The sequence below is a fragment of the Pseudomonas sp. K8 genome (assembly GCF_014889455.1).
Classification (GTDB): domain Bacteria; phylum Pseudomonadota; class Gammaproteobacteria; order Pseudomonadales; family Pseudomonadaceae; genus Aquipseudomonas; species Aquipseudomonas veronii.
The window spans coordinates 71,294-89,094 of the sequence record NZ_VJWO01000024.1; the positions used below are offsets into that span (position 1 = coordinate 71,294).

Here is a 17,801-nt window from a genome sequence, read left to right on the forward strand (position 1 = left end):
GGGTTCAGCGAAACATGCGCGAAGGGCCGGTCTTCGCAACGCTGTCGGAACACGGCTTCGAGTCGTAGCCAACCTGCGACGTTCTGGAAAAAGCCCATTTGCTTTGACGCCCGCCCAATCCTGGCTTTAGATGGTCGACCAGACCAAGCCCATGATGAAACTGACGGTGATTCAAATGGATTGTATTTTCTGCAGCATTGTCCGAAAAACCTCCCCGGCCCATATTCTGTGGGAAGACGAACAGCATATGGCCTTCCTGTCTATTTTCCCCAACACGCCCGGTTTCAGCGTGGTGATCCCCAAGCAGCACTACGGAAGCTACGCCTTCGCCCAGTCGGATGAAGTGCTGGCAGGTCTGGTGGTGGCGGCGAAGAAAACCGCGCAGCAGATCGACCGGGCGTTTCCCGATGTGGCGCGCACGGGGATGATTCTGGAAGGCTACGGGGTGGATCACCTGCATGCGAAGCTGTTTCCCATGCATGGGACCGGGCAGGACAGTGACTTCAAGCCCATCAGTTCCAGGGTCGACAAGTTCTTTGATCGCTACGAGGGGTATATCTCGTCCCACGATTTTGTGCGGGCGGATGATGCCGAGTTGGCGGAGTTGGCGGCACACATCCGATCCTTCGCCTAGCCTCGATCCAAATGTGGGAGGGGGCTTGCCCCCGATAGCGGTGTGTCAGCGACAGCTGCATTCACTGACACCCTGCTATCGGGGGCAAGCCCCCTCCCACATTTTTTTGACCGTGTCGCATCAGAACTCAGCGACGGCTGCTGACCTCGGCGGGCACATCGTCACCGGCCATGCGCTTGCGGAACAGCGCGGTGCGCGCCAGCAGCAGCGTCGTCACCGGCACGGTGATCGACAGCAAAATCGGGATCAACCACCCGTGCAACACCGGCCCGGACTTGAGCACCGAAAAATAGATGATCGACGCCAACGCCACGCTCCACGCGCCCAGCGTCGAGGCCAGTGCCGGCGGGTGCATGCGCTGGAAGAAATCCTTCATGCGCAGCAACCCGATTGCGCCAATCAGGGCAAACACGCTGCTCAGCACCAGCAACACGGCCACGCACACTTCAACCCATAACGGCATCATTCGATCACCTCGCCACGCAGCAGGAATTTGGCCAGGGCAAATGACCCGACAAAGCCAAACAGCGCAATCAACAGCGCCGCTTCGAAGTAGGTATCACTGGCATACCGAATGCCCAGCACCAGCATCATCAGCATCGCCAGGATGTACAGGTAGTCCAGCGCCAGGACCCGGTCCTGGGCCGATGGGCCTTTGAACAGGCGGACCAGTGTCAGCGCCATGGCCAGCGAGAACAGGAACAGGCTGAACAGGATCGCATTGGAGAGCAGGGCGCTCATTCGAAGATCTCCATCAAGGGCCGTTCGTAGTCGTGTTTGAAGTGCTGGATAAACTGCGCTTCATCGTCCAGGTCGAAGACATGCAGCAGCAGGATGCTGCGGTCCAGGGCGAGTTCCGACCAGACGGTGCCGGGGGTCACGCTGGTGATCATCGACAACACGGCCAGGCCGTTGGCGTCGCGCAGGTCCAGGGGGATTTTGATAAAGCGCGAACGCGGTGGCCGCGAGCCGCACACCAGCACGCCCCAGGCGACTTGCAGGTTGGAGATGATCACGTCACGCCCCACCCGGAAGAACAGGCGGATGATCACCCCGGGGCGGCGGATGCGGATCGGCAGCGGGCGCAGCGGCGCCATCAGCAGCGGCGCGAGCAAACCCAGTAGCGCGCCCAGTAACAGGTTGCCGGGGCTGATCGACAGGTTCAGCAGCAGCCACAACACCCACAACGCCAGCGATAACCACGGGGCCGGGAACAGGCGCTTCATGGCTGCACCTCCAGCGCCGCGGTCTTGGCTTCAGGGCTGGGCACCGGGCGCGTGGCCATGACCGCCATCACATACTGTTCCGGGTTGTTCAGGCTCTTGGCGGTGTCCAGGGTGTAGCGCATCAGCGGCTCGGCCTTGAAGGTCAGCAGGATGCTCAGGCCGAGCAGGAAGAAGATCGGCACGCACTCATAACGGCGCAGCAGCGGTGACGGGCGTTCTTCCGGGGTCCAGAAGCGCTGGATGCCCAGGCGGGCGAAGGCGATCAGCGAGGCCAGGCCGGACAGGATCAGCAACGTCACCAGGCCCCACGCGGCAGGGCGGACAGGCTCATCCAGCGCATGGCCCAAGCCCGGCGGATTGACCAGCGCGCTCAACAGGCTGAGCTTGCCGATAAACCCCGACAGCGGCGGCATGCCGATGATCAGCAGGGCGCAGGCGACAAAGCTCAAGCCGAGGAAGGCCATGGTCCAGGGAATCACCTGGCCGACCACGGCTTTCTGTTCGTCGTCGAGGTTCACGCCGGGGCGCGGATGCAGGGATTCCATGGCTTTGGGCAGCGCATCGATCTCTTCATCCAGCGGCAGGTCGTTGGCCGAGCGTGAGCGTTCGATCAATTCGGCCAGCAGGAACAGCGCACTCAACGCCAGCGTGGAACTGACCAGATAGAACAGTGCTCCGGCTGTCAGGCTCGGCTGGGCGAACCCCACCGACGAGAGCAGGATGCCGGCCGAGACCAGGATGCTCAAACTGGCCATGCGCTCCAGGCGCTGCGCCGCCAGCATCGCCAGCGCCGCGCAGATGATGGTCACCATGCCGCCGTACACCAGCCAGTCGCCGCCGAACAGCGCCGACGCCCCGGCCTGGCCGGAGAACAGCAGGGTCCACAGGCGCAGCACGGTGTACACGCCGACCTTGGTCATGATCGCGAACATCGCCGCCACCGGCGCGCTGGCCGATGAGTACGCCGGCGCCAGCCAGAAGTTCAGCGGCCACATGCCGGCCTTGGCCAGGAATGCGGTGGCGAGGATCGCCGCCCCCGCGTGCAACAGGCCGCGATCGGCCTCTGGCACCAGCGGGATTTTCAGCGCCAGGTCCGCGAAGTTCAGTGTGCCGGTGACGCCATAGATCATTGCCGCGCCAATCAGGAACAGCGACGAGGCCAGCAGGTTGATCGCGATGTAATGCAGCCCCGACGACACCCGCGCCCGGCCGGAACCGTGCAGCATCAAGCCATAGGAGGCCGCCAGCAACACCTCGAAGAACACGAACAGGTTGAACAGGTCGGCGGTGAGAAAGGCGCCGTAGAGGCCCATCATCTGGATCTGGAACAACGCATGGAAACTGGTGCCCGCACGGTCCCAGCGCGCCATCGCGAACAGCAGCGCACTCACGCCGATGATCCCGGTGAGTACCAGCATCAGCGCCGACAGTTGGTCCACCACCAGCACGATGCCGAACGGCACTTGCCAGTTGCCGGGCAAGTACACGCCGATCGAACCGGGGCCGCCTTGTTGCGTCCAGTACAACAGCAAGATGGCAATAGCGAGGCCGAGCATGCTCGAGAACAGGTTGATACGCGCCTTGAGCGGGCGGTGCTTCTCGCCGAGCATCAGCATCAGCGCGGCGGTCAGCAACGGCAGCAGAATCGGCGCGACGATCAGTTGGTTGACCCAGGTCATTCCTTGGGCTCCCGGCCGTCCACATGGTCGGTGCCGGTCAGGCCCCGCGACGCCAGCAGTACCACGAGGAACAGCGCGGTCATGGCGAAGCTGATCACGATCGCCGTCAGCACCAGGGCCTGGGGCAGGGGATCGGTGTAGTGCAACAGGTCTTGCGGCACGCCGTCCTTGATGATCGGCTCTTTACCGATAAACAGGCTGCCCATGCTGAAAATGAACAGGTTGACCCCATACGACAACAGGCACAGACCCATCACCACCTGGAACGTCCGTGGCCGCAGGATCAACCAGACGCCGGAGGCCGCCAGGACCCCAATGGCAATTGCGATGACTTCTTCCATCAGGCGGCTCCTTCCGGTGTGGCAACGGTTTTCGGCTGGTTGCTCGGTTTATGGGCCCGCACCGATTGGTGACCGAGGGCGGTGAGCATCAGCAGCGTCGAGCCGACGACCATGGCGTACACGCCGACATCGAAGAACAGGGCGCTGGCGATATGGATGTCGCCCAACACCGGCAAGCTGAGATGCCAGGTGTGGGTGGTGAGGAACGGGTAGCCGGCGAACAATGCGCCGAGCCCGGTCAGGGTCGCCGAGAACAGGCCGAAGCCCATCCAGCGCATCGGCCGCAGACTCATCTGCGCCTCGACCCACTGGGTGCCGGCGACCATGTATTGGAGGATAAACGCCACCGACATCACCAGGCCCGCGACGAAACCACCGCCCGGTTGGTTGTGGCCGCGCATGAACAGGTAGAACGACACCACCAGCGCAATCGGCAGCAGCAGGCGCACCAGCACCGCCGGCACCATCATGTAGCCCAGGGCGGTGTCGCTGGCCTGGCGCGGGTTGATCAGGTCGGTGGCTACGTCCGGCGCGAGTTGGCGCTGTTGCGCGGGCAGTTGCATGCTTTCCTTGGAGGGGCGGAAGCGTCGCAGCAGGGCGTACACGGTCAGCGCCACGGCGCCGAGCACGGTGATTTCGCCGAGGGTGTCGAAGCCACGGAAGTCCACCAGCATCACGTTCACCACATTGCTGCCGCCGCCTTCGGGGAGGGCGCGGCTCAAGTAGAACGAGGAAATGTCGTTGGGCGTCTGGCGGGTCAGCATCGCGTAGGACAGCAGCGCCATGCCGCCACCGACCACGGTGGACAGCAGGAAGTCGCGCAAGCGGCGAATGCGTGCCTTGCGCAGCGTACTGGGCAGTGGCGACACTTCTTCGATCCGCCGTGGCAGCCAGCGCAGGCCCAGCAGGATCAGCACGGTGGTCACCACTTCCACGACCAGTTGCGTCAGCGCCAGGTCCGGCGCCGAGAACCACACGAAGGTGATGCAGGTCATCATGCCGCACACGCTGACCATGGTCAGGGCCGCCAGCCGGTGGTACTTGGCCTGCCAGGCGGCGCCGAGGGCGCAGGCAATCGCCAGCAGCCACAGGGTGACGAACACGATGGAGCCCGGGATCTTCGGCCGGTCGCCCCAACTGAGGCCGCTGTTGAGCAGCGGGATCAGCCCGCCGATCACGGCGACCAGCACCAGCAGGAACAACTGCGTCTGCAGGCGCTTGGTACTGATGCGTTTCTCGATTTTGCGCGCACCGCGCATCATCAGCACCAGGCAGCGCTCGAAGCCGCGCTTGCCGTTGAAGTAGCTGATCACCGGCGGGTACTTGAAGCGCCCGCGCTTGAGTTGCTTGCGCAGCAGCAGGTAGAGCAGCACCCCGCCGCACATCGCCACCAGGCTCATGATCATCGGCGCGTTCCAGCCGTGCCAGATGGCCAGGCTGTATTGCGGCAACACGCCGCCGACGACCGGCAGCGCGGCGGCGGCGAGGATCGAGCCGACCACCTGGGCCGGGAAGATCCCCACCAGCAGGCAGGTGAACACCAACAGCTCCACCGGCGCGCGCATCCAGCGGGGAGGCTCGTGCGGGGTGTGGGGCAGGTCCGTCGCAGGCGGGCCGAAGAACACATCCACGGTGAAACGCAGCGCGTAGGCCACGCTGAAGGTGCCGGCGATGGTCGCGATCACCGGCAGTGCGATTTCTACCCAGGCGGTCGACGAGATGAATACGGTTTCAGCGAAGAACATCTCTTTGGACAGAAAGCCATTGAGCAACGGCACGCCGGCCATGGACGCACTGGCCACCATCGCCAGGGTTGCGGTAAACGGGATCAGGCGCACCAGGCCGCTGAGCTTGCGGATATCGCGGGTGCCGCTTTCGTGGTCGATGATGCCCGCCGCCATGAACAGCGAGGCCTTGAAGGTGGCGTGGTTGAGGATGTGGAACACTGCGGCGACGGCGGCCAGTGGGCTGTTGAGGCCGAGCAGCAGGGTGATCAGGCCGAGGTGGCTGATGGTGGAGTAGGCCAGCAGGCCCTTGAGATCGTTCTGGAACATGGCGCAGTAAGCGCCGAGCAGGAGGGTCAGGGCGCCGGCGCCGCCGACGAGCCAGAACCATTCTTCGCTGCCGGACAGCGACGGCCACAGGCGGGCCAGCAGGAACACGCCGGCCTTCACCATCGTCGCCGAATGCAGGTAGGCCGACACCGGTGTCGGTGCCGCCATGGCGTGGGGCAGCCAGAAGTGGAACGGGAACTGCGCGCTTTTGCTCAACGCGCCGATCAGCACCAGGGCCAGCATGACCGGGTACAGCGAGTGCGCGCGAATCTGATCGCCCGCCGCGAGGACCAGGTCCAGGTCATAGCTGCCGACGATATGCCCCAGCAGCATCACGCCGGCCAGCAGGCACAAACCGCCCGCGCCGGTGACCATCAACGCCATGTAGGCACCGCGTCGCGCATCGGCGCGGTGGTGCCAGTAACCGATCAGCAGGAACGAGAACAGGCTGGTCAGTTCCCAGAAGAACACGATCTGGATCAGGTTGCCGGAGATCACCAGGCCGAGCATGGCCCCCATGAATGCCAGGAAAAACGCAAAGAAGCGCGGCACCGGATCGTCCGGCGACATGTAGTAACGCGCATACAGCGACACCAGCGTGCCGATGCCGAGCACCAGCATCGAGAACAGCCAGGCGAAGCCGTCCATGCGCAAGACGAAATTCACGCCCAGGCTGGGCAACCACATGAATTCTTCGCGGATCACCCCGCCGTGGGCGATTTGAGGGTAGAGCAGGGCGACTTGAACAGTACCGATCAGGGCGATGAGGCCGGCCAGCAAGGATTCGGTGTTACGTGCGTTGTGCGGCAGCAAGGCCGCCAGACAGCTGCCGATAAAAGGCAGAAGCAGTAGAACTATCAGGGACATAGGCTTCTAATCTGCGGGAGTTTGGGATGCATCATACGTGCCGCTTTCTTGATCACCAAACGGCAACGTGTGGCAGGATCCTACAAGGTAGGCTGAAAACGCCCATTTGGCATTGTTTCAGCTAACCCCCCACCACGCGCACCAGCGCCTGATTGTGGACGCTGGGCGTGCCCGGGATGGCGATTTGACAGCCACCGCCCGGGCTCGGACCTTACCCCTGCTGTTCCTGTTCCCGCGCATTTTGCAATTCGATGGCCTTCTGCCCGCGCGTCTTCAACTCACTCACCACCACCGCCGCTACGATCAACGCCGCCCCGACCATGGCAATCGGCGGGAACCGCTCCCCGGCAATCCGCCCAACCACGCCGGCCCACACCGGTTCCCCGGCATAAATCAATGTGGCCCGCGTCGGCGAAACGCTTTGCTGCGCCCAGTTCATCGCCACCTGGATCACCGCGCTGGTCAAGCCCAGGCCCACCGCGCTGAACAACAGCAACCAGGAGAACCCCGGCAACGCCTCGCCCATCGGCACCACCATCAGGAACGACAACAACGACGCCGTGGCCAGTTGCACCACGGTCACCCGACGCACGTCCACTTGCCCGGCAAATGCGCTGATCAGGATGATCTCGGCGGCAATCGCCACCGCACCGATCAGCGTGGCGATCTCGCCGGGGCTGAAATTCAGCGAAGCACCGGCCGGGCCGGTCAACAGCATCAACCCGGCGAACGCCAGCATGATGCCAATGCTCGGCATCAACCCTGGCCGACGACCCAGCACCAGCCATTGCAACAACGGCACGAACGGGACATAGAGCGCGGTAATGAACGCCGACTGACTGCTCAGAATTGTCTGCAGGCCGATGGTCTGCAGCCCGTAACCAAACATGATCGCCACGCCGATAAATACGCCGGCTTTCAACTCGAACAGGGTCAGGTCGCGCAGGGTGCGCAAAGAGAAAAAACCAACCGCGATCGTCGCCGCGGCAAACCGCAGGCCCACGAAAAACATCGGCCCGCTGACAGTCATGGCGTGCTGCACCAGCAAAAAGGTGCCGCCCCAGATCATGGTGATGAACACCAGGATGCATTCGGCTTTGCTGAAGCGGTTGAAACGCGAGGGAGCATTCGGGGTGGTCATGGCGGCTCAGTCTTGCAAGGGAAGGGCGCGGAACGCACAATGCGCCGCACGCTGGGCAGTATACTGCGCACACCCACCCATTGAGCAATATAGTGCACAAAGAAAATCCGCAACGGGCCTCGGTCCTGCAGCATGTCAGCCAGAATGTTCGTCGCCTGCGTCATGCCGCCGACTTGAGCCAGACCGCGCTCTCGGAAAAGTCCGGGGTCAGCCGACGCATGCTGGTGGCCATCGAGGCTGGCGAGAAAAACGTCAGCCTGTCCACCCTCGACCGCGTCGCCGAAGCGCTGGACGTGGCTTTCAGCGACCTGATCCAGGCCCCGGATGCACCCGACCATAGCCGTATCAACGAACTGGCCTGGGCCGGTGACATCCCCGGCAGCAAAGCTGTATTGCTTGCCAAGGCCACGGCGCGGCGTGAAGTCGAGCTGTGGGAGATGCGCCTGGAGCCGGGCGATTGCTACAGCCCCGAGCCGGACCCGGATGGCTGGAGTGTGCAGTTGTTCGTGTTCGAAGGCCGCCTGACATTGGTGCTGGATGGCCAGGAAAAACCGGTCGGCGCCGGTGAGTTCTTCATGTTCGCCAGCCGCCAGGCCCACGCCTATCGCAATGACGGCGACGTGGCGGTGCGCTTTGTGCGCAATGTGGTGATCTGACTGTTGACCCGGCAACAGCGGATGGACACTTTGCTCGATCGCAGGCGGGTTCCTTTGCATTGAAATGACGGCAACCTACTGATCTTATTGAAGTGGCAAGCAGTTCGCTGCCGTCCAAGACGCTGCTGAAAAACACCGTCGCCGACATTCGTCACCGCGCGGCCGAGGCCGGGCGTGATCCGCGCAAGATCCTGATCTTCAACCTGCAGACGGTGATCGTCGGCGAGACCGACGCGAAGGCCAAGGCCAAGTTCGACGAGTACAAATCCTACGTCAGCTACGGAGGCGCCATGGCGCTGATCTCCGGCTGGACCGGCATCGACTTCAGCCAGTTCAAGCCCGACGAACCGCTCAAACATGTGCATACCAATGCGATTCAGTCGGCGGTGGAAGCCTTCTCCACGGCGGACCCGAGCAAGGTCTGGACGCCCAAGGAACTGGCCGACTGGGTCGGTATCGGCGGCTTTGGTCCGCTGTTTGTCGGCAGCCCGGAGACGGTCGCGGACTTGCTGCAGGAGTGGGTGGAAGACACCGATGTGGACGGCTTCAACCTGGCCTATGCGCTGACCCACGAAACCTTTATCGACGCGGTGGAACTGCTGGTGCCGGAGTTGCAGAAGCGTGGCGTGTACAAGAAGGAATACGCCCAGGGCACGTTGCGCGAGAAGTTGTTTGGTGAAGGCCCGAGGTTGCCGGTGTCCCATCCAGGCAGGCGCTATCGAACGTTAGCGAATGTGCAGAAAGATAGGGCTGTTGAGCATGCCTGATTCAACCGTGTGAAAGGACCGTCGGGTGGTGTGAATAACTCACAACACCCGACGACGACTCACGGTTCTCATCGTTCCATATCGAAAATTCCATTTTCTACTTTTAAGACGCGTACTCTGCCATCGTCAAGTTCGACGGTTGCCGTGAAGTTAAATTGTCCTGAGAGTTTTCCTGCAAAGCTCTCGAAGTTTGGAATGGATTTAAATGTGATCGTGCCGCTGTCGGCCGGCCAGACGAGGCTTTCAGGGATATTGAAGAAGAATATCCGCACCTGTTTACTGTCTGGACTAAAGCTGTAAGTGCCGGGTGCAAGGCCTTTGGCTATGTTGATGGATAATCGATAGTCCTTGAGGTCGGGTTTCGACGTGAACTGTCGTGACCAGGCCTGTAGATAAGCAGGGAAACTACCTGAATCGTCTCCTAGGCTGAACGCTGTCTCAGTAGATTCATAGCGCTCAGTAATTAACTCGCTGAAGTCGCATACTATTGAACCGCTGGCTCTGGCTTTTTCGTCCTCGGTAAATCCTTGGAGTTTCATCTCGCCCTGGGTAAGAGAGACTGTTTTTGAACCGCTTTGTGCTGCAAACTCGAAGGTTGACTCCACTGTCTGCAGGTTGCTGTTCAGCGTGACCGTCACACTTCCGCTGATGGCGGTGTAAGGGCGAAATGACGAGGAAGTTGCTTTTGTCCATGACGCATTGGCTTTCCCCTGCGCACCATGGTCGTCAACGATTGCGTAGGTTTTTTTTACAACGTCACCCTCGTTAGGCAACCACAGCGAAATATATTGATATTGACCAAGATGGTCTTCATCGCTTGCGCCTGAGATATACCATCTGTTTGTTTTTTCATCCAGATAGAAATAGAAGCGTGTGCCCTCGAAACTGTTAAAGTCCTCGTCGTCATTCACTATTGCACTGGCTGTGCCTGAAGTGGCTTTTGGCTTGGTTTTATTCGAGCTGCTCATAAGCGGCTCTCCTTTGTTGTGACGTGGGTTCGGCTTGAGTCTATTAAGCGGGCAATACAATATCTACTGTCAAAAATGACAGGTATAACGTGATCGTTTCTAATAGCGAAAATGGTTATTCGGAACACATGTTTGAATGCCGCTCACTTATCAATTCCGACCCCGCTCGGCAGGGTATTCGCTGTTGCTCCAGCAACAGCGAAGAAGCACTTTGTGCTGTGTCAGCTTCATAACTGTTGATGAACGCCTGGGTTATGCGGCGTTTTATATCGGCATGGTTCCTGCTTAGCCTTTATATCAACGCTATCGACTTTCCGTTCAATCCTCATTCAGCCAGCGGACCACCGCACGCTTACCCACCCAATAGGAGCATCACCCCTATGAGCGTGCATGTACTCAAACCTCCGTCGGCTCTGCGCCGTCTGCTGAAAAACCGCGTGCGCAAACTGCTGGGCTTTCAACGCCTGGCCTCTATCTGGCAGCCACCCAGCACGGGCAAGTCCGTTGTCGAGCCGGTGTGGCTGGCTGAATTCAAACGGGACATCGCATGAGCCAAGCCATTCTCCAGGTGCGGGATATCTCGCTGACGGTCAACGACATCGAAGTGATCTACGACGGCGCGATCCTCGCCGTGGCCGGGGTGTCGCTGAGCGTGCCCAAGGGCGCGATCGTCGCCTTGCTCGGCGCCAATGGCGCCGGCAAGAGCACCACGCTCAAGGCGATCTCCGGGCTGGTGCGCGCCGAGCGTGCCGAAGTCAGCCGTGGCGTGATCGAATACGCCGGCCACGACCTGGCCGGCGTCGACCCCAGCCAACGGGTGCGCCAGGGCATGGTGCATGTACTCGAAGGTCGCCATCGGCCGGGCGTTGATGACCCGTCCTACTTTGGTACTGCTCGACGAGCCGTCCATGGGTTTGGCGCCTATGATCGTGCAGGAGATATTCGAGATCGTCGCGCAGCTCAACCGCGAGCAGCAGGTGAGCTTCCTGATCGCCGAGCAGAACATCAACGTCGCGCTCAACTATGCGTCCCACGGCTACGTGCTGGATACTGGCCGCGTGGTCTTGAGCGGCGGCGCCGCTGAACTGTTGGCGCGGGGCGATTTGCATGACATCTATCTGGGTAAACAGTAAAGGCGAACAGGCATGACTGAATCCATCCGCAACGCCGATGTCCTGATCATCGGCGGCGGCCTGAGCGGTACGATGCTGGCCGTGCAACTGCTGCGCCTGCCCGGCTCGCGGCAGATCCTGGTGATCGAACCGCGCGCCGAACTTGGCCGCGGCGAGGCCTACAGTGCGGTCGAGCTGGGCCATACCTTGAACGGCAATGCGGCGCGCATGAGTGTCGACCCGGACAACGCCGACGACCTGACCCAATGGCTCACCGACTACATCGGCGCTGGCGGCTGGCCGGAGTCGGACCAGCAGCATGTGCCGATCAGCGAGCTGTTCCCGCCGCGCGGGATGTTCGGGTTGTACGCGCAGCAACGCTTGGCCGATGCCAAGGCGCTGTCGACGTCTACCGTCGAGCATATCCGCGCCGAAGTGGTCGACCTGCAAGTGGACCCCGCCTCGACGCTGCTGACCCTGGATAACGGCCAGCAACTGCGCGGTGCCCAGGCGGTGTTGGCGACCGGCATGTTCCCGGCGGCGCGCACGCCGCAGACCGAATCCAGCGGCTTGAACGCTACCGCAGTCGACCCGTGGGACGTGCAGGCCATGAGCCAACTCGACCCGCGCGCGACGGTGCTGATCATCGGTTCCGGGCTGACCATGGTCGACGCCGTGGTGTCCCTGGAACAGGCTGGGCACCGGGGCCCGATCGAGGTGTTCTCGCGCCACGGCCTGCTGCCCCATGTGCGTCGACAGCCACCGGGCTGGGACGATTTTCTCGCCGCCGACCACCGCCTGCGCAGCCCTCGGCAGTTGCTGCGCGAGGTGCGTCGGCAGTGTCGCATCGCGACGGCGCAGGGCATCGATTGGCAGGCGCCGCTGGACACCGTGCGCGCGCATATCGGCCGTTTGTGGAGCCAGGCCAGCGAGCGCGAGAAGCGCCAGTTCGTGCGGCATGTGCGGCCGTGGTGGGAAAGTCATCACCACCGTTCGCCGCCGCTGAGTGCGCAGTTGGTGGCGCGTCTGCATGAGGAAGGGCGCCTGCGCATTCGCGCGGCGTCGTTCAAGGGCTTGGCGCCTGCGGTCCACGGCATCAGCATCCGCTTGCGTTACCGTGGCGAGCAAGCGATCACCCAGGTTGCGGGCGCGGCACTGATCAATTCCAGTGGCATCGAATACGACTGGCGCCGGGTAGCCCGGCCGTTGCCCCAGCAGTTGCTCAAACGCGGGTTGATCCAGCCCGGGCCGCTGGCGCTGGGGATCGCAGCGGATGCCTCGGGGGCGGTGCTGGATGCCCAGGGCCAGGCCAGCCGGCGCCTGTTCGCCATAGGCCCGCCGCTGCGCGGGATGTGGTGGGAGAGCACGGCGGTGACCGATGTGGCGCTTCAGGCCAAGGCGCTGGCGTTGAAGCTGACAACGATCTAAAGGTGGGAGCAAGCCCCCTCCCACAGGGCAACTTCCTCTATCTTGGGGTCTTTATAAAGCCGGGTTTTAGGCCAAACACCTCGACGCCCTGCGGCGTCGATTGCCCGGTGGTCACGGTCACGCGTTCCACCGGCTGGTCCATCGTCGGCCGATATTCGACGGTCATGTCCGGCTGGATCGCCTGGCTCGGAATCACGATCGCCTGCGCGTTGTTGTAAGTGACGATGGTCAGTCGCGCACTCATCCCCAGCCGTACCCGCTGCAATTGCTGTGGGGTCAGCCTGGGGATCGACAGGGTTACCGGGAACTGCGCGCTGCCCTGGGTATCGCCGGCAATCGCCAAACCGCTGACCACACTCACCGAGCCGCTCAACCGTTCGCCGTCGAAGCCATCGCCCATCACTTCCACCGCCTGGCCCTGGTGCAGTTGGTTGATGTCCAGCTCGGAGACCCTGGCGACGATTTTCAGCCGTTCGATATTGGCCAGACCGAACAGCACCTGGCCCTGGCTGACCTTGCTGCCGGCCTGCACCGGGGCGTTGGTGTTGCCCGCGCCTGCTGCCGCGTTGCTGCTTCCGGGTGCGGGCACCACGATGCCGGAGAAGGGTGCCTTGACCTCCTTGTCTTCGAGCTGTCGGTAGAGCGCGTCGTACTTCACCGTGGCATTGGTCAGCTCCATCTCGGCGATCTGTCGGTATTCGCCCTTGCCTTGCTCCAGTGCCTGTTGCAGTTCATCGCGTGCGGCGATCAGGTCCAGTTGTTGCTGCTGGGTCTGTTGCTTGAGGTCGTCCAGTTCGTTGCGCGGGATGATGCCGCGCTGAAACAGGTTTTCGCTTTCGGTGAGTTTGCGCTGGGTGTTGTCGGCGCTCATTTGCGCGGTGCGCAGGCTGCGGCGTGCACGGCTGACGGTGGGGCTGCTGTCCCAGTCTTGCATTTCCTGCACGGTGCGCCGGGCCTTGAGTTGCGCGGAGAGTGCATCGCGCAGTTGCACTTCGAGCAGGGCCGGGTCCATGCGCAGCAACACTTGCCCGGCGTCGACGCGTTGGCCTTGCTCCACCAGGTTGGCCTGCACATTGCCGTCGAACGGCGCGGTGAGGGTGAGGGTGGTGTCGGGCTCGATCTTGCCCACCAGGCCGATCTGATGCACCAGCGCGCCAGGCGTCACCGCCAGCCACTGTTCGGTCGGGAGGATCGGGTCGGCGGTGCTGCGATGGCTTTGCACCGCAACGCCGGCGGCCGCCAGCAGCACGATCAATCCAGCCGCCAGCAGGCGTTTTTGGTTAGTAGTCATTGAGGGCGATTTCCCAGCTTTCCAGCGTCATGCCCAGGGTCAGATCGAGCTGGGTCTGGGCGTTCAAGTAAGCGATCAGCGCATTGAGCTGCGTGTTTTCGGCGTTGCGCAGGTCGGTCTCGAAACTCAGCACCTGGAAGTTGGTGGAGCGCCCGGCGCTGAGTTTTTCGCGTTCGATCTCGATCTTGCGCCGCGACAATTCCACGGCGCGTTGGGAGATTTCGTACTGGCGCCAGCGCGTGCCGAGGTCGCGCACCACGTTGTTCACGCTGCGTTCCAGTTCCTGGCGGGCGTCGGTGATGCGGATGGCCTGATCCTCCACATTCACCCGTGCGCGCACTTCGGCCTGGCGCGTGCTGATGTCGCCGATGGGGATTTGCACCTGCACCCCGGCGTAGCTGTCCCAACTGCGGTTGTTGCCGCTGCCGGTGTCGTTGTCGTAGTTGTTGCGTATCTGGTTCGCCCCGGCCACCAGGTCCACTTGCCAGCGCCCGGAGTCTTTGGCGATCACCAGGTTGAGGTCGGCCTGCTGGCTGCCGAGCAGGGTGGCGAGGTACTCCGGTTGCTGGTTCTGCGCCAGGTTGAAGGCCTCGCGTTTGTCGATCTGCATGGGCTTGGCCTCCAGGGCTTCGGTGGCGCGGATCGGCGTCGACAGGTCGAGGGCTAGCAGGCGCAGCAAGGCCAGGCGGCTGGTGTCGAGTTGGTTCTGCGCTTCTTCCACGCCCAGTTGCTGGGTGGCGATATCGGCTTCGGTCTGCACGATCTCGAACTCGGCCATGCGCCCGGCGCTGATCAGCGCCTTGTTGACTTCCAGCAAGGTGTTGGCGCGTTTCAGCGCGTCCTGGACGATGCTCAGTTGCTCCTGGGCGCGCAGCAACTCGCGGTAGGTGGCGATGATCTGGCTGATGGTTTGTGCCACGGTGGCCTTGAGGTTCAGGCGGTTGGCCTGCTCCGACAGGCGCGACAGGCGCAGCGGCGCGGTGGTCGCGTCCCAGCCGGCGCCGCGCATCAGCGGTTGGATGAGCGCCAGGTCGAGGCCGTCGCTGCGGTAGCGACCGGCCCGGTTGGCGTTATTCAGTTGCTGGGTCCAGGCCATGCTCAGGCGCGTGCCGTACTCGCCCAGCAGGCTGGTGGCAGGGGCCACGTTGGTATTGCGTGCATTGTCGGCGGAACCGCGGGAGCTGCGGTAATAGCTGTTGAGGGTGAGCTTGGGGTTGAACACGTCTTCGGCCACGCGCAGGTCGAATTTCTGCGCGACCCGCTGCAGGTAGGCGCTGCGAATCGCCGGATTGTTGCGCAGGCCCAGGTACACCGCGTCGCCCAGGGTGATGGCGGTGACCTGGGCATTCAGCGAGACGCCGCGATCATAGCCACTGCGCGTGGTGCTGGGCGCTGCGGGACGGATCACCACGTCGGCGGCGACACTCGGCAGGCTGATCAGCGCCAGGAGCAGCAGCAGGCGTTTATTCATCGCGCAACGCCTCCACCGGTTGCAACCGCGAGGCCGAGACCGCCGGGTAAATGCCGAAGAACAACCCCACCAGCAAGGTGCTGCCCACCCCCAGGGGCAGGGCGGCGACCGCCAGGGCGAAGGCCCAGCCCGACAGCCAGGCGTAGAGCCACGCGGCGGTCATGCCGAGCACCGCGCCGCACAGCGCGCCGACGGCGGTGAGGGTGATGGCTTCGAGCAGGAACAGGTTGCGGATATCCCGCTGGCGCGCGCCGAGCGCCATGCGAATGCCGATCTCGCGGCGGCGTTCGGAGACGTTCATCAGCATCACGTTCATCACCCCGACACCGCCGCCCACCAGCGAGATCGCGCCGAGGGCCAGCAGCAGGTAGGCGAAGGTGCGGCTCTGCCGGGTCATGCCGTCGATCATTTGCTGGGGCACCGTGATGTCGACGCTGTGCTCGGTCAATTGGCGTTGCAGCGCGGCGGCGGCGTCCCGGGCGATGCGTTCCATGTCCTGGCCCGGCGCGGCGCGGATGATCACGTTGCCGATTTGCGGGCTGGCGTAGATGCGGCGCATGCCGTCGGCGGGGATGAACAGCGATTCGTTGGCCTGCACCGGCATCAGCATCGCCCGGGGCTGGTGGTGCAGGATGCCGACCACCTGGAACAGGTAATCGTTGATACGCACGCGGTCGCCCAGCTTTAACGGCGCGCCGGGGGCGCCAAGGGCCTGGGCGATCTGGTCGCCGATCACGCCGTAGGTTTCGTTGGCATCGAACGCCGACAGGAAGCGCCCCTCGCGCAGCGCCAGGCGCAGGGCCGCGGGGATATCCGGTGTGCTGCCGACGAAGTTGGCGTTGACGCTGCGGCCCTGGAACACGATGGGGCCGCTGAACAGGCTCAGCGCGCCGATGTGCGCGATCCCGGGCACGGCCTGGCGCACGGCGTCGAGGTCGAGGCGGGCACGCATCGGTACGCTGCTGTCGGCTTTGGGCGGAAACTGCGCGACCAGGGTGTCGGTGCCCATGTCCTTGAAAATCAGCGCGGCATCCACCGCCGCGTTATGCCCGATATTGATCAGCGCCACCACCGACGAACTGCCGATCACGATGCCCAGCAGCGCGAGGATCGAGCGCTTGCCCAGGGTGCGCAGGCTGACGAACGCTTCATGCAGTAATTGGCTCAGGCTCTGCTCGACCCGCAGGCTCATGGGCGCCCGGCCTCATACACCACGCCGTTGCGCACCAGGATCTTGCGCTCCAGGCGTTCGGCGATGTGTGCGTCGTGGGTGACGATGATCAGCGTGACCTGCTGCTCGCGGTTCAGCGCCAGGAGCAGGTCCATGATGTCCTGGGCGGTGCTGCTGTCGAGGTTGCCGGTGGGTTCGTCGGCCAGGATGACCGAGGGCTTGCCCACCAGCGCCCGCGCAATCGCCACACGTTGGCGCTGGCCGCCGGAGAGGTCGGCGGGGCGATGGTGCGCGCGCTCGGCCAGGCCGACTTGTTCGAGCATGCGCAGGGCCTGCTCCACCGACTCGTGGCGCGACACGCCGCGATAACTCAGGGGCAGGGCGACATTGTCCAATGCGCTGAGGCGCGGCAGCAGGTTGAAACTCTGGAACACGAAGCCGATCTGCTGGTTGCGGATCGCCGCCAGTTCATCCGGGCTGGCGCTGAAAATGTCGTGGCCGGCAAAGCGGTACTGGCCGCAGTTGGGCAGATCCAGCAGGCCAAGGATGTTGAGCAGGGTACTTTTGCCGGAGCCGGAGGCGCCGAGGATGCCGCAGCTGTCACCGCGGGCGATGGACAGGCACACATCATTGAGGATGGACAGGTGCTGTCCGGCGAGCTGATAGCGTTTGCCGATGCCTTGCAGGGAGATCAAGCCTGGGTGCGCGGGGGTATCTGTCATCATGACTACGCCTGCAGTCTCGACGCTGCCGTGCTGCCCCGGTAAAGATTTGTAACAAGTTCGGGAGCTGCCTGGGACACGTCACGGACTGGTTTGATTTCTTGTTTTTAAAATATTCTTTGAATACTAACCGCGTTCAACCGGCTCCGCCAGCCATCGTTGTAGAGGGTTTTTACCCTTTGAAATAAATGCACTGGGGGCAAAACCCATCGCGCAAAAAACCTGTGGTCAGCCTCGACGGGCCCGTCTGCCAAGGCGTGCGCTGATATGGCG

General features: G+C 62.9%; 16 protein-coding genes and 3 pseudogenes. 6 read left to right on the top strand and 13 right to left on the bottom strand.

What is annotated here, in order from left to right; genetic code table 11:
* Positions 1–4: 4 nt before the first annotated feature.
* Positions 5–247, bottom strand: coding sequence for a hypothetical protein (locus INT12_RS17360; protein WP_193040329.1), 243 nt, complete (start codon positions 245–247; stop codon positions 5–7).
* On the opposite strand from INT12_RS17360, the gene INT12_RS17365 reads away from it, so the two are divergent.
* The gene (locus INT12_RS17365) at positions 176–634 is read left to right on the top strand and encodes an HIT family protein (protein ID WP_026140168.1); all 459 of its coding nucleotides are present in this window, start codon (positions 176–178) and stop codon (positions 632–634) included. The two genes, INT12_RS17360 and INT12_RS17365, sit on opposite strands and share 72 nt — an antisense overlap.
* Positions 635–761: 127 nt before the next feature.
* Here INT12_RS17365 and INT12_RS17370 read toward each other — a convergent pair whose 3' ends face one another.
* The 7 genes from INT12_RS17370 to INT12_RS17400 all read right to left on the bottom strand — a co-directional run bounded on the left by INT12_RS17370 (position 762) and on the right by INT12_RS17400 (position 7,942).
* Positions 762–1,100, bottom strand: coding sequence for a Na+/H+ antiporter subunit G (locus INT12_RS17370; protein WP_017848092.1), 339 nt, complete (start codon positions 1,098–1,100; stop codon positions 762–764).
* A complete protein-coding gene (locus INT12_RS17375) occupies positions 1,097–1,375 on the bottom strand; it encodes a K+/H+ antiporter subunit F (protein ID WP_017848091.1) in 279 nt (92 codons plus the stop codon). Before INT12_RS17375 ends, INT12_RS17370 begins: the two co-directional genes overlap by 4 nt.
* Positions 1,372–1,860, bottom strand: a complete 489-nt coding sequence (locus INT12_RS17380) for a Na+/H+ antiporter subunit E (protein WP_017848090.1) — start codon at positions 1,858–1,860, stop codon at positions 1,372–1,374. Before INT12_RS17380 ends, INT12_RS17375 begins: the two co-directional genes overlap by 4 nt.
* Positions 1,857–3,539 carry a monovalent cation/H+ antiporter subunit D gene (locus INT12_RS17385; RefSeq protein WP_046485002.1) on the bottom strand — a complete coding sequence of 561 codons (1,683 nt, stop codon included), beginning with the start codon at positions 3,537–3,539 and terminating at the stop codon, positions 1,857–1,859. Before INT12_RS17385 ends, INT12_RS17380 begins: the two co-directional genes overlap by 4 nt.
* Complete coding sequence (locus INT12_RS17390) at positions 3,536–3,880, bottom strand: Na+/H+ antiporter subunit C (RefSeq protein WP_007986256.1); 345 nt, start codon at positions 3,878–3,880, stop codon at positions 3,536–3,538. The genes INT12_RS17385 and INT12_RS17390 overlap by 4 nt, the downstream gene beginning before the upstream one ends.
* Entirely contained in the window at positions 3,880–6,801 is a 2,922-nt protein-coding gene (locus tag INT12_RS17395) for a monovalent cation/H+ antiporter subunit A (RefSeq protein ID WP_017848088.1), read from the bottom strand. Before INT12_RS17395 ends, INT12_RS17390 begins: the two co-directional genes overlap by 1 nt.
* A 211-nt stretch (positions 6,802–7,012) precedes the next feature.
* Positions 7,013–7,942, bottom strand: coding sequence for a DMT family transporter (locus INT12_RS17400; protein WP_017848087.1), 930 nt, complete (start codon positions 7,940–7,942; stop codon positions 7,013–7,015).
* 92 nt (positions 7,943–8,034) lie between these two features.
* On the opposite strand from INT12_RS17400, the gene INT12_RS17405 reads away from it, so the two are divergent.
* Complete coding sequence (locus tag INT12_RS17405) at positions 8,035–8,598, top strand: helix-turn-helix domain-containing protein (RefSeq protein ID WP_017848086.1); 564 nt, start codon at positions 8,035–8,037, stop codon at positions 8,596–8,598.
* 110 nt (positions 8,599–8,708) lie between these two features.
* Positions 8,709–9,365: pseudogene (locus INT12_RS17410) on the top strand (LLM class flavin-dependent oxidoreductase); the annotation flags it as partial.
* Between the two features lie 68 nt (positions 9,366–9,433).
* On the opposite strand, the gene INT12_RS17415 reads toward INT12_RS17410, so the two are convergent.
* Positions 9,434–10,333 (bottom strand): hypothetical protein, encoded by a 900-nt coding sequence (locus INT12_RS17415; RefSeq protein WP_126585737.1) that lies wholly within the window; start codon positions 10,331–10,333, stop codon positions 9,434–9,436.
* A 401-nt stretch (positions 10,334–10,734) separates the two neighbouring features.
* Between INT12_RS17415 and INT12_RS17420 the strand changes: the two are divergent.
* The 3 genes and pseudogenes from INT12_RS17420 to INT12_RS17430 all read left to right on the top strand — a co-directional run.
* Positions 10,735–10,884 (top strand): annotated as a pseudogene (locus INT12_RS17420) (acyl-CoA synthetase); the annotation flags it as partial.
* Positions 10,881–11,466: pseudogene (locus INT12_RS17425) on the top strand (ABC transporter ATP-binding protein). The pseudogenes INT12_RS17420 and INT12_RS17425, both read left to right, overlap by 4 nt.
* Before the next feature lie 12 nt (positions 11,467–11,478).
* Positions 11,479–12,873 (top strand): FAD/NAD(P)-binding protein, encoded by a 1,395-nt coding sequence (locus INT12_RS17430; protein ID WP_193041081.1) that lies wholly within the window; start codon positions 11,479–11,481, stop codon positions 12,871–12,873.
* Between the two features lie 37 nt (positions 12,874–12,910).
* Here INT12_RS17430 and INT12_RS17435 read toward each other — a convergent pair whose 3' ends face one another.
* Genes INT12_RS17435 through INT12_RS17450 form a run of 4 tightly spaced genes read right to left on the bottom strand, consistent with a single transcriptional unit; the run spans position 12,911 to position 17,531 of the window.
* Complete coding sequence (locus tag INT12_RS17435) at positions 12,911–14,164, bottom strand: efflux RND transporter periplasmic adaptor subunit (protein WP_046485019.1); 1,254 nt, start codon at positions 14,162–14,164, stop codon at positions 12,911–12,913.
* Complete coding sequence (locus INT12_RS17440) at positions 14,154–15,635, bottom strand: TolC family protein (protein ID WP_193041080.1); 1,482 nt, start codon at positions 15,633–15,635, stop codon at positions 14,154–14,156. The genes INT12_RS17435 and INT12_RS17440 overlap by 11 nt, the downstream gene beginning before the upstream one ends.
* Positions 15,628–16,827 carry an ABC transporter permease gene (locus INT12_RS17445; protein WP_057004428.1) on the bottom strand — a complete coding sequence of 400 codons (1,200 nt, stop codon included), beginning with the start codon at positions 16,825–16,827 and terminating at the stop codon, positions 15,628–15,630. Before INT12_RS17445 ends, INT12_RS17440 begins: the two co-directional genes overlap by 8 nt.
* Complete coding sequence (locus tag INT12_RS17450; RefSeq protein ID WP_193041079.1) at positions 16,824–17,531, bottom strand: ABC transporter ATP-binding protein; 708 nt, start codon at positions 17,529–17,531, stop codon at positions 16,824–16,826. Before INT12_RS17450 ends, INT12_RS17445 begins: the two co-directional genes overlap by 4 nt.
* Between the last annotated feature and the right edge of the window lie 270 nt (positions 17,532–17,801).

Excerpts from the sequence above, each read along its gene's own strand:
- INT12_RS17365 (WP_026140168.1), top strand. The coding sequence starts at position 176 with ATGGATTGTATTTTCTGCAGCATTGTCCGAAAAACCTCCCCGGCCCAT.
- INT12_RS17360 (WP_193040329.1), bottom strand. The coding sequence starts at position 247 with ATGCTGTTCGTCTTCCCACAGAATATGGGCCGGGGAGGTTTTTCGGAC.
- INT12_RS17370 (WP_017848092.1), bottom strand. The coding sequence starts at position 1,100 with ATGATGCCGTTATGGGTTGAAGTGTGCGTGGCCGTGTTGCTGGTGCTG.
- INT12_RS17375 (WP_017848091.1), bottom strand. The coding sequence starts at position 1,375 with ATGAGCGCCCTGCTCTCCAATGCGATCCTGTTCAGCCTGTTCCTGTTC.
- INT12_RS17380 (WP_017848090.1), bottom strand. The coding sequence starts at position 1,860 with ATGAAGCGCCTGTTCCCGGCCCCGTGGTTATCGCTGGCGTTGTGGGTG.
- INT12_RS17385 (WP_046485002.1), bottom strand. The coding sequence starts at position 3,539 with ATGACCTGGGTCAACCAACTGATCGTCGCGCCGATTCTGCTGCCGTTG.
- INT12_RS17390 (WP_007986256.1), bottom strand. The coding sequence starts at position 3,880 with ATGGAAGAAGTCATCGCAATTGCCATTGGGGTCCTGGCGGCCTCCGGC.
- INT12_RS17395 (WP_017848088.1), bottom strand. The coding sequence starts at position 6,801 with ATGTCCCTGATAGTTCTACTGCTTCTGCCTTTTATCGGCAGCTGTCTG.
- INT12_RS17400 (WP_017848087.1), bottom strand. The coding sequence starts at position 7,942 with ATGACCACCCCGAATGCTCCCTCGCGTTTCAACCGCTTCAGCAAAGCC.
- INT12_RS17415 (WP_126585737.1), bottom strand. The coding sequence starts at position 10,333 with ATGAGCAGCTCGAATAAAACCAAGCCAAAAGCCACTTCAGGCACAGCC.
- INT12_RS17430 (WP_193041081.1), top strand. The coding sequence starts at position 11,479 with ATGACTGAATCCATCCGCAACGCCGATGTCCTGATCATCGGCGGCGGC.
- INT12_RS17435 (WP_046485019.1), bottom strand. The coding sequence starts at position 14,164 with ATGACTACTAACCAAAAACGCCTGCTGGCGGCTGGATTGATCGTGCTG.
- INT12_RS17440 (WP_193041080.1), bottom strand. The coding sequence starts at position 15,635 with ATGAATAAACGCCTGCTGCTGCTCCTGGCGCTGATCAGCCTGCCGAGT.
- INT12_RS17445 (WP_057004428.1), bottom strand. The coding sequence starts at position 16,827 with ATGAGCCTGCGGGTCGAGCAGAGCCTGAGCCAATTACTGCATGAAGCG.
- INT12_RS17450 (WP_193041079.1), bottom strand. The coding sequence starts at position 17,531 with ATGATGACAGATACCCCCGCGCACCCAGGCTTGATCTCCCTGCAAGGC.